The organism is Polyangium spumosum, from assembly GCF_009649845.1.
Taxonomy (GTDB): Bacteria; Myxococcota_A; Polyangia; order Polyangiales; family Polyangiaceae; genus Polyangium; species Polyangium spumosum.
The window spans coordinates 35416-47497 of sequence record NZ_WJIE01000010.1; the positions used below are offsets into that span (position 1 = coordinate 35416).

Genomic DNA, 12082 nt, shown 5'->3' on the forward strand with positions numbered 1-12082 from the left:
ATGTCGATGTCGGTCTCCAGGGGGGCCGGAACGACAAAACGAGATGTCGATGTCGGTCTCCAGGGGGGCCGGAACGACAAAACGAGATGTCGATGTCGGTCTCCAGGGGGGCTGGAGCGACAAAGTGACATGTCGATCTGGCTCTTCCCGGGCGGCGAAGACCGGCATCGACGTCTTTCAGTCCGCGATCGGCCAGCGCAGGCGGAGCAGCTCGGGGGCGATGCGGCGGAGCTCGGCGCGTAAGGACGTGGCCGTCATGCGTTGCTCCGGGTTGTGGCGCAGGCACTGGAACAGGAACATGCCCACCGAGGCGAGGCGGCCCTGCGAGAGGCGCCGGACCTTCGGGGGCAAGCCGTCATGCGTCAGGTGCGCCGAGATCAGCGCGACGTCGCTCGGCCCGTCGAAGAGCGTATCGCCCGTGAGCGCCTCGTAGGCGAGGCAGCCGAAGCTGTAGATGTCGGCCGTGAGCGGCGTCGCGGTCGCGCCCTCGGGCACGATGCCCCAGACCTCGGGCGCGCCGTAGTTCGCGGTGGCGCAGCCAGGCCGGATGTGCCGGCCCGCGAGGCCGAAGTCGACGAGGACGGGGCCCTTGCCGCCGCGCAGGATCACGTTCGATGGCTTGATGTCGAGGTGGCCGATGCGCACCGAGTGCATGGCCTCGAGCCCCCCGAGCACGCCGTCGAGCAAGGCGAGCGCGGTCTGGATCGTGAGGCTCCGGCTGTCGATGAGCTGATCGGCGCGTATGCCCTCGATGAGCTCCATCACGAGGATGGGCTTCGGCCGCGCCCCGGCGTCGAAGGTGACGAAGCGCGGGAGGTTCGGGTGGTCGGGCAGCGAGAGCAACGCGCCGGCCTCGTCGCGGAAGAGCTTCAGGAACTCGGCCTCGGAGACGCTACGCGCGGCGGTGGCGTCGTAGTCGGGTACTTTGAGGGCAAAACGTTCGGCGGAGGGATCGTGCCGCTCCTCGGCCCGCGTGACGACGAAGACGGTGCCGACCGCGCCGCCGCCGAGCCGCTTGTGGACGAAGAAGCCGCCGAGGGTGCGGCGCGGAGGGAGCCACGCGGGCAAGGGGAGATCGGTCGTGGGCAGGTCGTCGGGCTCGCTCGTGGCGCCGCCGACGCGCTGGCCGGGCAGGTCGCAGAGGCGCGGCAGGACGAGGGCGGCGAGGACGGCGAGCGGAGCCGGGACGGAGGCGCGCGTGGCCTCGACGAGTTTTTCGATCGCGGCCTTCAGCTCGGGCGTCGCGCCGCCCTCGCGGGCCATGCCGGCGGCGAGCGCGAGGGCGTGGGCGCCGAGGATCGTGGAGTGTGGGGTCTCGTCGCCCTCGCCGTCGCCGAAGCGGCGGCGCGCCGAGGCCGTGAGGCGCGCGATCGAGACGAGCGCATCTTCGAGCGAGACGAGGGGAGATCCTTCCTTCGTCGCAGACTCGGCCAGCGGGCCGAGGGCGCGCGCGGCGCGCACGGCGTCGAGGCCACGCGCGAGGCGGGCGAGGGCGGTGCGCAGGGCTTCGGTGCGCTGGGAGGCGCCTTGGGGCAGGTCGGCGACGAGCGCCTCGAGGGCCGCGAGGGCGGCGTCCATGCGCTCGGCGCTCGCGCGATCGGAGGCGGCGGCGTCGAGGGCGGCGGTGAAGCGGGCCTGGCAGTCGAGCAGCCTGCGGACGTCGGGGTGCACGCTCGCCTCGGCGAGGATGGCGAGCGTCTCGGGATCGCCGCTGCGCATGCAGGCGAAGAGCAGGACGTCGGCGGCGTCGGCGGCGTGGGTGCGGACGAGCGCGTCGAAGGCGCGGGCGACGGTGGCGACGACGGCGCGGCGGAGCGGCGAGCCAGGTTCCTTCGCGAGGCGCTTCGAGAGCACGTCGCAGGTGTCGAGCAGGCGGCGTTTTCCGCGCCCGCGCCCGGCGTCGGAGTCGCCGTCGCCTTCACTCTCGCCGTCGACGACGTGCAGGAGGGCGCGGAGGTTTCGCTGGTGGAACGTCGCGTGTGGAGGCGCGCCCTCGGGCGGAGATTGCGCCTCGACGCGGAGGAGGAAGCGGGTGATGCGATCGTCGAGCGCGTCGAGGCCAAGCGCGGCCCCCTCGGTGCCGGAGCCGCGGCGCTCGAGCAGGAGCAGGCTGCGCAGCGCGCCGGACTCGTAGAGGTTCGAATCGAGCTCGCGGACGAGGCGGGCCGCGGCGCGGCGGGACAAGCTCGTCTGCGGGAGGCCGGGCAGGAGGGCGGCGCGGGGCGAGGAGACGGGGCCCGCGCCGGCGTCGAGGGCGTCGAGGGCGTCGAGCGTGCTCGCGGCGAGATCGAGGGCGGCGAGGGCGCGGGCGTGGGCCTCGCGCGAGCCACTCTCGACGAAGGCGTCGAGCGCGCTGCGCACGGTGGCGGCGAGCTCGGAGGGCTCGCGGCCTTCGAGATCGCGGAGGATGCTCTGGCCGAGGGCGGTGAGGCCGTCGTCGGTCTGCGGCGCGGCGAGGCTGACGGCGAGGGCCTGGGTACACGCGGCGCGGGCGCGGGCGCCGAAGGCCGGGCCGAGCTCGACGCGTAGCTCGGCGACGCTGTCGGCGACGGCGATGGGTTGCGTGGTGGTGATGGCTTCGAGCAGCGCCTCGGCGGCCTCGGGCTCGGCGTCGGCGGCGCGCGGCAGGCCCCAGACCATGGTGATGGCGAGGCCGGGATCTTCGCGCAGCAGTTCGGAGGCGAGAAGCGCGCGGCTCGCCTCGAGGTTCTTGTCGGGATCGACGGCGATGCTCGCGACGAGGGAGGTCGCGGCGCGGCGCCACTCGGTCGGGCTGAGGTTCGGCGCGAGGTTCTTGTGGATCTCGTGGTGGAGCTCGGGCAGCGCGCCGGCGAGCAGGCCGCGAGCGGCGGCGACGTGGCGCCAGACGAGCGTCTCACGGTCGGCGAGCAGGAGGTGGTAGGCCGGGGCGACGACGTCGGGGGCCGTCGCGCGGCCCGTCGATGCGGGGGCGTTCTCGACGAAGCCGCGGAAGAGGCGCAAGGCGTCGTCGTCGCCCTGGCCGGCGCGGCGGACGGCCTCGCGGGCGGCGCGCTCGAGCAGGCGCGCGGCGAGGCGGCGCTCGGGCAGCGAGCCGGTGGAGGCAGCGCCGACCCAGTCGCGGGCGAGGTCGCGGCGAGAGACGAGCGCGAGGGCGAGCGGATCGACGGGCACGTCGACGCTGCTCGGGAGCTGCAAGGCGAGGGCGATACGCGCGCGGACGGGCGCGCCGGCGAGGGCGCGGGCGCTGCCGAGGGCCATACGCGTGGCGAGCGCGACGAACGTGGAGGCGCTGCCGTCGTAGAGCTGGGCGAGGACGCGGCGGCCGATCTCGCGGCGCTCCGGGCCGAGGGGCAAGGCGCCGGTGATCTCGTAGAGCGCGACGGCCGCGGCGGCGGGCGCGAGCCAGCCGAGGTCGTCGAAGAGGCCGTCGGCGAGCGCGACGCGGATGCCCGCGAGCAGGGCCTCGGCGGACAGGCCGTCGAGCGGCGGCGGGCCGTCGATCGAGGCCTCGATGGCGAGCGAGGTGATGCTCTGCCGGAAGACGCTGCGGCGCGCGCTGCGATCTTCGTACCGGTGGAGCTCCAGGAGTCCGTCGAGGAGTTCGGCGCGCGCGCGCATTGGTGCCTCTAGTTCGCCATCATTCCCCGGTTCGAACGAGGTGGGCAACGTTTTTACCGTGTCACGCGAGAGGGTGACGAAGCACGCTGGCTCGCCGCGCGTGGGCGAAGTGGAACCGCGCCTGGAAGTGGGATAAAGCAGGCTCGGCCGCCGCTGGATCTTCTCGGGTTCGGTCGGGCCGGCTCTGGAGGTTTTTCCGTGATGTCGAGGTCGCTCCTAGGCTTGCCGCTCGCCGGGCTGCTCGCTTTTTCGCTCGTCGCGTGTGAATCGAAGGACACCCCGCCGACGCCCGCGCCGGAGAAGGTCGACGAGGCGAAGGCGAAGGCCCCCGAGCCGAAGCCCGAGGCGAAGGCGGAGGCAAAACCCGAGGAGGCGCCGAAGCCCGAGGCGGAGGCGAAGGCCGTCGCGCCGAAGGACGAGGAGCCGAAGGAAGCCGATACGAAGGCCAAGACGGAGCCGAAGGGCGAGACGAAGCCGGCGGCGGACGTGGCGGCGAAGACCTCGGTGCCGAGCGCGCCGCACGGGATCTTGCCGAAGGGCGCGGCGGACAAGCTCGTCAAGGCGGGCGGGCGGCCGGTCGTGCGGCTGCTCGCGGCGGGCGGCGAGCCGCGATCGGCTGCGTCCTACGCGCTCGTGAAGGGCACGTCGAAGCCGCTGCGCATGGGCATGGACCTCGAGATGAGCATGAGCGCGCCGGGCATGAACATGCCGCCCATGAAGATGCCGCGCATGATCATGACGTTCGACTTCTCGGCGGGCGACAAGAAGGGCAGCGACTGGCCGATCGAGGGCACGTTGAAGGACGTCGGCGTGGAGTCGCTGGCGCCGGGGCAGGCCAAGATCACCGAGGCGCTGAAGCCTCAGCTCGCGCCGCTCAAGGGGCTCGGCATGCGGTACTTCGTCGACGAGAAGGGCCGCGTGCACGACGTGACCATGAGCATCCCGAGCGCCGTGCCGCAGGCGGCGCAGCAGATGATGACGGGCATGACGCAGTCGATCGAGTCGATGACGGCGCCGCTGCCGGACGAGGCCGTGGGCAACGGCGCGAAGTGGGAGGTCATCGGCCGGCTCTCGGCGAACGGCGCGGATCTGCTGCAGGTCTCGACGTTCACGTTGAAGGAGCGCAAGGGCGACGTGCTCACGCTCGACGTCGCGGTGAAGCAGCTCGCGGCGAACGACAAGGTGTCGCCGCCGGGCATGCCGCCGGGCACGACGGCGCGCCTCGTCGCGTTCGAGTCGAAGGGCAGCGGCACGAGCGTGCTCGACACGAAGGACGTGGCGCCGACGGGCGGATCGATGAGCGTGAAGAGCGCGATGACGCTCGAGGTGCAGCTCAGCGCGGGCGGCAAGACCGAGAAGCAGAAGACCTCGGTCGACACGACCGTGACCGTGTCGTATTCGCGCAAATGACGGGGGAGGGGAGAGCATGAGCGACGAGGCGGGCCACGTCCGGGATCTGAACGCGTTTCGGGCGGCGTATGGGCGGTTCGTGACGGGAGACAGAGTTCTCCTCACCGGTCACTCGCACCAGGCGTGGCCCGACGTCGCTCGTGACGCGATGATCGAGGCGTTCGACGACGCTGCGCGCTTCGTCGACGACAAGTGGTCGCGCTCGGTCTTCCCGAAGATGGACGCCGTCGGGCGCGGCGTCCTCCGGCGCCTCGGCTTCGACGAGGGCGACGCGATTGCCTTCGGCAAGAGCACGCACGAGCTCGTCACGCGCCTGCTCTCGTGTTTCCCCCTCGCGTCGGGGCCACGCGTGGTCACGACGCGCTCCGAGTTCCATTCGCTCCACCGCCAGCTCTCGCGGCTCGCGGAGGACGGGCTGCGCGTCACGTGGATCGACACGAAGGATCGCGAGACGCTCGTCGATCGTTTCCTCGAGGCGATCGTGCCCGGCACGAGCGTCGTGGTGATCTCGGCCGTGCTCTTCGAGGACGCGTACGTCGTGCCGAGGATCGGGGAGATCGCGGCGCGCGCGGTCTCCGTCGGCGCCGTCCCGCTCGTCGACGCGTACCATGCGTTCAACGTGGTCCCGATCGAATGGGGACCGGCGAAGGACGCGCTCTTCGTGACGGCCGGCGGCTACAAGTATGCCGAGCTCGGCGAGGGGATCTGCTTCCTGCGTTTCCCCGCCGCGACGAACCTGAGGCCCGCGGACACCGGCTGGTTCGCGGATTTCTCGGCGCTCGACGGCGAGCGCACGCACGCGGTGGGTTACGGGCCGGGCGGCGCGCGTTTCTCGGGCGCGACCTTCGATCCCACGCCGATCTACCGCGCCGACGCCGTGCTCCGGCACTGGGACCACTTCGGGCTCGACGTCCCGGCCCTGCGCGTGATCTCGACACGACAAACGCGCCGCGTCCTCGCGAGGCTCGACGAGGCGGGGCTCGCCGACCACGTGGCCTCGCCCCGCGTGGACGAGCGGCGCGGGGCTTTTGTCGCCGTACGAGCTCCCGGCGCAGGGCGCGTCGTCGAGCGGCTGCGCGCGCGGGGGATCTTCGTCGATTCGCGCGGAGATTTCGTGCGGATCGGCCCCGCGCCTTACCTCACGGACGACGAGATCGATCGCGGCACGCTCGCCGTCGCCGAGGAGATCCGCCGGGAGATCACGCCCTCGTGAGCCGCACCTACGTGCCCCGGCTCGAGGACGCGCTCGTCGCCGAGGCGGCGCGGCAGACGCACGTGATCTGGTCGGGCGGGCGCGCGATCGACGCGCACATCGAGGCCCAGCGAGAGCAGCTCCGCCGCGCGGGCCCCGCGATCCTGCGGTACACGGGGCTCGTCGACGACACGGGGCTCGTCGCGGGCATCAAGCGGTACGGCATCCAGGTGAGCATCCCCGGCGGCGGCAAGGCCCCCGGCGTGGGCATCGGCGCGGTCTTCACGCGGCCCGACGCCCGCGGGACGGGCGCCGCGACCGAGCTGCTCCGCGCCGTGCTCGACGAGGCGCGCGCGGAGGGCGTCGCGCTCGCCTTGCTTTATTCGGACATCGATCCCGGCTTCTACGAGCGCCTCGGCTTCGTCGCCTCGCCGGCGCTCGAACACACGGCGCACGTGGAGGCGCTTCCTTCCGAGACGTCGCTCGAAGCGCGCCCGGCCACCGCGGAAGACGAGCGATGGATGCTCGAGACGTACGACGCGTCCTGGGATCCCGCGTGGGTGCGGCCTGCGCGCACGCTCGAGATCCTCCGCTACTTCCGCTTCCGCAACCACGTCGATCTCGGCTGGATCCTGCGGCAGGGCGGGCGCGACGTCGGCTACGTGCTCGCCGCGCTGCACGACGGCGCGCGTGACGACGGCGCCGCGCCCCCGCCCCGCGCCTTGTGGGTCGACGAGTGGGCCGCGCCCGGGATCTCGCGGGAGGACGTCCTCGGCGCCGTGCGACGGATCGCCCTCGCCGAGGGCGCGGCGCACGTCGCGGGCTGGTTGCCGCCGCACCTCGGCGCCGATCCGTTCGTCGCGACGACCCGCGCGACGGCCATCCCCATGGCCCTCGCGCTCGGCGCTCCTCTGTCCACCATCGATCCCGGCCAAACGTTTTTCGGGTCCTTGGATCACTTCTGATCCAGCCCTTGCAACGTTTTGCTCTTCCGGTATTCTTGTTGAACATGATTGTCATCTTCGCCCGATTCCGGTCGCTCGTGGCGCTGCTCGCGGCGGCGCTGGTGCTCGTGGCCGCGCCCCTCGCGAGGGCGGATTACGGCGATCCGCCGGAGGTCGAAGCGCAGCGGCTCGTGCACGTGCTCGGCTACGTGGGCGCGGACTACGGCGGCGCCGTGGAGAAGGGCGCGATCACGAACCAGGCCGAGTACGACGAGCAGCTCTCGCTCCTCGACGACGGCGCGAAGATCGCCGGGCGGATCCAGCCCGCGCTGCCCGCGGGCGCGCCACGCGTGGATCTGCCCGCGCTCGTCGGCAAGGTGCGCAAGCTCGTCGACGAGAAGGCGCCCGCGAGCGAGGTGTCGGCCGCGACGCTCGAAGCGAAGACGGCGATCCTCGGCTCTTTCCGCCTGGCCGAGGCGCCCACGACGGCCCCGAACGCCGAGCGAGGCCGGAGCCTCTTCCTGCAACACTGCACCGAGTGTCACGGCGCGGAGGGCCGCGGCGATACGCCGAAGGCCGCGACGCTGAACCCGCGCCCCGCGAACTTCTGGGATCCGGACATCGCTGACGGCATGACGCCCTTCCGCGTCATGAACACCGTTCGTTTCGGCGTGCAGGGCACCGCGATGGTGCCGTTCTCGCAGCTCAGCGACGCCGATCGATGGGACCTCGCGTTTTACGTCGTCTCGCTGCGCCACGTCGCCGAGCCCGCGGATGGATCGCCGACGTACGCGCTCGCGGAGCTCGCGACCCGCGCGGATGCGTCGCTGCGTGAGGAGCTCGAGGCCGCGGGCGTGGCGAAGGAGCGTGTCCCCGCGGTGCTCGCGGATCTTCGCAAGCGCGCGCCTTACGAGGATCGCGCGGCGAGCTCGCCGCTCGCGCTCGCGCGGGCGAAGCTCGATCGGGCGCGCGTCGCGCTGCAGCGTGGGGATCGCGAGGGCGCGAAGGGCCAGATCATCGACAGCTACCTCGAAGGTGTCGAGCCGGTCGAGGCGCAGCTCAAGTCGATCGACGCCGCGATCGTGGCGCGCCTCGAAGAGCGCTACATGGACATGCGCGCGGCCCTCGATCGTGGCGAGGGGCCGGCGGACGTCGGCGCCTCGATCGGCCAGACCCTCGCGGAGCTCACGGCCGCCGAGTCGAAGCTGAAGGAAGGCGCGAAGCGGACGGGCTTCCTGTCCACGGCGATCTCGAGCGGCGGCATCGTCGTGCGCGAGGGCGTCGAGGCCGCGCTGCTCATCGCGGCGCTGCTCGGCCTCGCGGCGCAGGCGGGGCACTCGGACAAGAAGCGTTACGTCCACCTCGGCTGGTTCGTGGCGATCGTCCTCGGCGTGCTCACGTTCCTGCTCTCGCAGAAGCTCATCACGATCTCGGGCGCGAACCGCGAGCTCATCGAGGGCATCACCGCGCTGCTCGCGACGGCCGTGCTCTTCTACGTGAGCTACTCGCTGCTCGCGAAGCGCGAGGTCCAGCGCTGGATGCGCTTCCTCAAGGAGCACATCTCGCCACGCAAGGCCGCGCTCTCCCTCTTCGGCGTCTCGCTCCTCGCGGCCTACCGCGAGGCCTTCGAGACCGTCCTCTTCTACCAGGCCCTGCTCGCCTCCGACGCCTCGCCGTTCGCGGCCGTCGTGGGCGCGGGGGTCGGCGCGGTCCTGCTCGTGATCCTCGTCGTCGCGTACACGCGGGCCGGACGTTTCGCGCCGCCGCAGGTCTTCTTCCGCATCTCCAGCTACATGCTCTACGGCCTCGCGGTCGTGTTCGTCGGGCAGGGCCTCTCGGCGCTGCAGATGGCGGGCGTGGTGCCGGCGCACCGCGTCGGCCTGCCGAGCGTGCCCGTCCTCGGCTTCTACCCGACGCTGGAGACGATCACCGCGCAGCTCGTCCTCATCGCGCTCGCCGTGGGCGCCTACGTGTGGAACAAGCGCTCGCCCGAGGCCGGTCCCCCGACGCGCACGGCGACGCCTGCGGCCGCGAAGGGCTAAAACGCGCCGCGATGAACCGCTGGGGCCCCCGGGTGCAAGATCCGGAGGCCGCGGCGGGCGGCGTCCTCGGCGCTCATCGCCGGCTCCGAGAGATCCCACTCCAGGTAGAGCTTGTCCCCGTCGAAGCAGCCGAAGCTCGTCGACACGCAGAGCATCGGCTCGCGATCGATCGCGTAGCCGGTCCGCGCCACGTCGTGACCGTACACGGCGACGCGCGCGTTCGGGTGGATGGCGCGCAGGAAGGCCCAGGCGCGATCGGATGAGGTCGTTCGGGCCCAGAGCAGCGCCCCGAGCGTCCCGCGGGCGGCCATCTCTTCGAGCGTCAACCCCGTGCAGCCGTCGAGCGAAAGGTTCTCGAGGTCGTCGCGGCTCTGGATGCGCGCGTGTGGCGCCGCGTGCAGCATGACGAGCTGCGCCTTGGGGGCGACGGCGACGAACGGCCACGTACGAAACCAGTCACGCATCGCCTGCGTGCCGTCGTCGCCGAGTAGCTGCTCGAGCCGCATCGCTTCGTCCGGGAAGAACTTCGCGACGATGGGGCCACCGACGTGCGCGTGCTCGTGGTTGCCGAGCAGATAATGAACGCGGTCCGGGTACCTGTTTTGCAGATCGCGCGCTCGCTCGAGCACCCCGGGCGAGTCGCCTTCGTAGTAGCTGCCGAGGTAGTCGGGCCAGTCCATCTCGGCGAGCTCGGGCCCGTGCACCAAGTCGCCCGTGACGACCAGGACGGCCCCATCGGGCTCGCGGGCGGCGCGTTCGAAAATGGCGGCGATGCGCTCGAAGTCCTCCACGTGACCCTGGAGGTCCGTGGCGACGATGAGCTTGCCGCGTTCTGGGAGCACGACGACGCGTCGCACAGCGGGCGAGACTACCGCACTTCGGTCTTCTTGCTCGTGAAAGCGCGCACGCCCTCGTCGTATCGGGCGGGGACCGAGGATGTCCGCGGAATGTCACCCGGTAGCGTCGCGCTGCCCTGGGGGCTACTCTACCGCGCCATGAACAATCAGAGCCTTTCCGCGTGGGTCGAAGAGGTGGCCCGCCAGACGGAGCCCGACCGCGTGGTGTGGTGTGATGGTTCCGAGGAGGAGTACCGCGGGCTCGTGCAGGCCATGCTCCGGGACGGCACGCTGCACGAGCTCGACCAGGTCGCGTACTCCGGTTGTTACCTGCACCGGAGCCATCCGTCCGACGTGGCGCGGACCGAGCATTTGACCTTCATCTGCTCGGATCGCGCCGAGGACGCCGGGCCGACGAACAACTGGATGTCGCCGACGGAGGCGCGCGAGAAGGTGGGCCGGCTCTTCGACCGCTCGATGCGCGGGCGGACGATGTACGTGGTCCCGTACCTGATGGGCCCGGCCGGCTCGTCTGCTTCGAAGGTCGGCGTCGAGATCACCGACAGCGCGTACGTCGCCGCGAGCATGCGGATCATGACGCGTATGGGCAAGGTCGCGCTCGAGCACCTCGGCACCTCGAGCGACTTCTGCCGGGGCTTGCACTCGCTCGGCGACCTCGATCCGGAGCGCCGCTTCATCGCGCATTTCCCCGAGGAGAGGCTCATCTGGAGCGTGGGCTCCGGCTACGGCGGCAACGCGCTGCTCGGCAAGAAGTGCTTCGCGCTCCGCATCGCGAGCACCATGGGTCGCGACGAGGGCTGGCTCGCGGAGCACATGCTCATCATGGGCCTCGAGGATCCTTCGGGGAACGTGACGTACATCTGCGCTGCGTTCCCGAGCGCCTGCGGGAAGACCAACCTCGCGATGATGGTGCCGCCCGCGAGCCAGCCGGGCTGGAAGGTGTGGACCGTCGGCGACGACATCGCGTGGCTGCGCGTCGGCGCGGATGGTCGGCTCTGGGCCGTGAACCCCGAGGCAGGTTTCTTCGGCGTCGCCCCCGGGACGAGCCGCAAGACGAACCCGCACGCGCTCGCGACCGTCCAGCGCAACACGATCTTCACGAACGTGGCGATGACGCGGGAGCGGCACCCGTGGTGGGAGGGCATGGACGGCCAGGTGCCGGCGGAGCTCACGGACTGGAAGGGCAGGCCGTGGACGCCGGCGAGCAAGGAGCCTGCGGCGCACCCGAACAGCCGTTTCTGCGTGCCGGCGAAGCAGTGTCCGAGCGTCTCGTCGTTGATGGAGGCGCCCGAGGGCGTGCCCATCAGCGCCTTCGTGTTCGGCGGCCGCAGGGCCAAGCTCGCGCCGCTCGTGTACGAGTCGCGCGACTGGGCGCACGGCGTGTACCTCGGCGCGTCGATGGCCTCGGAGACGACGGCGGCGGCCACGGGCAAGGTGGGCGTCGTGCGCCGCGACCCGATGGCGATGCGCCCGTTCTGTGGATACAACATGGGCGACTACTTCCGGCATTGGCTGGAGATGGGGCGCGGTCGCTCGAGCTTCCCGAAGGTCTTCCACGTGAACTGGTTCCGCCAGAACGAGGCGGGCAAGTTCCTCTGGCCCGGCTTCGGCGAGAACCTGCGCGTGTTGCGGTGGATCAACGATCGCGTGCACGGCCGGGCGAAGGGCCATGAGACGGCGCTCGGCATCTTCCCGGCCGAGGGCGAGCTCGACACGAGCGGGCTCGATCTCCACGCATCGGCGATGAGCGAGCTCTTCTCGATCGATCGTGACGCGTGGATCGAGGACCTCGCCGATCAGGAGGCGTTCTTCGGGTCGTTCGGCGACAAGATGCCCGAGGAGATCTGGCGCGAGCATCGCGCGCTGCGTTCGCACCTCTCGCCCTGAAGCGCGCTGCTCCGCGACGCTTCCCCCGCGGCCCCGGCGACGACGTCGGGGCCGCGTCGTTTCCATTTCGCGCGGCGTCGTCCCGACGCGCCATTTCCACGACGCGTTGCGCCGCCGCGAAGGCCACGCGGGCGAGCGTGAAAATGTCGG

Annotated in this window: 7 protein-coding genes; 5 read left to right on the forward strand and 2 right to left on the reverse strand. The window is 71.5% G+C overall.

Annotated elements, in window-relative coordinates; genetic code table 11:
* Nucleotides 1-177: 177 nt before the first annotated feature.
* Nucleotides 178-3600, reverse strand: a complete 3423-nt coding sequence (locus GF068_RS29580) for a serine/threonine-protein kinase (protein WP_153822849.1) — start codon at nt 3598-3600, stop codon at nt 178-180.
* A gap of 201 nt (nt 3601-3801) precedes the next feature.
* Between GF068_RS29580 and GF068_RS29585 the strand changes: the two genes are divergently transcribed.
* The 4 genes from GF068_RS29585 to GF068_RS29600 are packed head-to-tail and all read left to right on the forward strand — an operon-like array spanning nt 3802 to nt 9188.
* Complete coding sequence (locus tag GF068_RS29585) at nt 3802-5010, forward strand: hypothetical protein (RefSeq protein ID WP_153822850.1); 1209 nt, start codon at nt 3802-3804, stop codon at nt 5008-5010.
* A 16-nt stretch (nt 5011-5026) separates the two neighbouring features.
* Nucleotides 5027-6223, forward strand: a complete 1197-nt coding sequence (locus GF068_RS29590) for a kynureninase/PvdN C-terminal domain-containing protein (protein ID WP_153822851.1) — start codon at nt 5027-5029, stop codon at nt 6221-6223.
* Complete coding sequence (locus tag GF068_RS29595; RefSeq protein ID WP_153822852.1) at nt 6220-7167, forward strand: GNAT family N-acetyltransferase; 948 nt, start codon at nt 6220-6222, stop codon at nt 7165-7167. Before GF068_RS29590 ends, GF068_RS29595 begins: the two co-directional genes overlap by 4 nt.
* A 44-nt stretch (nt 7168-7211) precedes the next feature.
* Entirely contained in the window at nt 7212-9188 is a 1977-nt protein-coding gene (locus GF068_RS29600; protein WP_153822853.1) for an FTR1 family protein, read from the forward strand.
* Here the strand turns inward: GF068_RS29600 and GF068_RS29605 are convergent.
* Nucleotides 9185-10045, reverse strand: coding sequence for a metallophosphoesterase (locus GF068_RS29605; RefSeq protein WP_338046628.1), 861 nt, complete (start codon nt 10043-10045; stop codon nt 9185-9187). The two genes, GF068_RS29600 and GF068_RS29605, sit on opposite strands and share 4 nt — an antisense overlap.
* 138 nt (nt 10046-10183) lie before the next feature.
* Here GF068_RS29605 and GF068_RS29610 point away from each other — a divergent pair, with 138 nt between their 5' ends.
* The gene (locus GF068_RS29610; protein ID WP_153822854.1) at nt 10184-11932 is read left to right on the forward strand and encodes a phosphoenolpyruvate carboxykinase (GTP); all 1749 of its coding nucleotides are present in this window, start codon (nt 10184-10186) and stop codon (nt 11930-11932) included.
* The last annotated feature ends 150 nt before the right edge of the window (nt 11933-12082 follow it).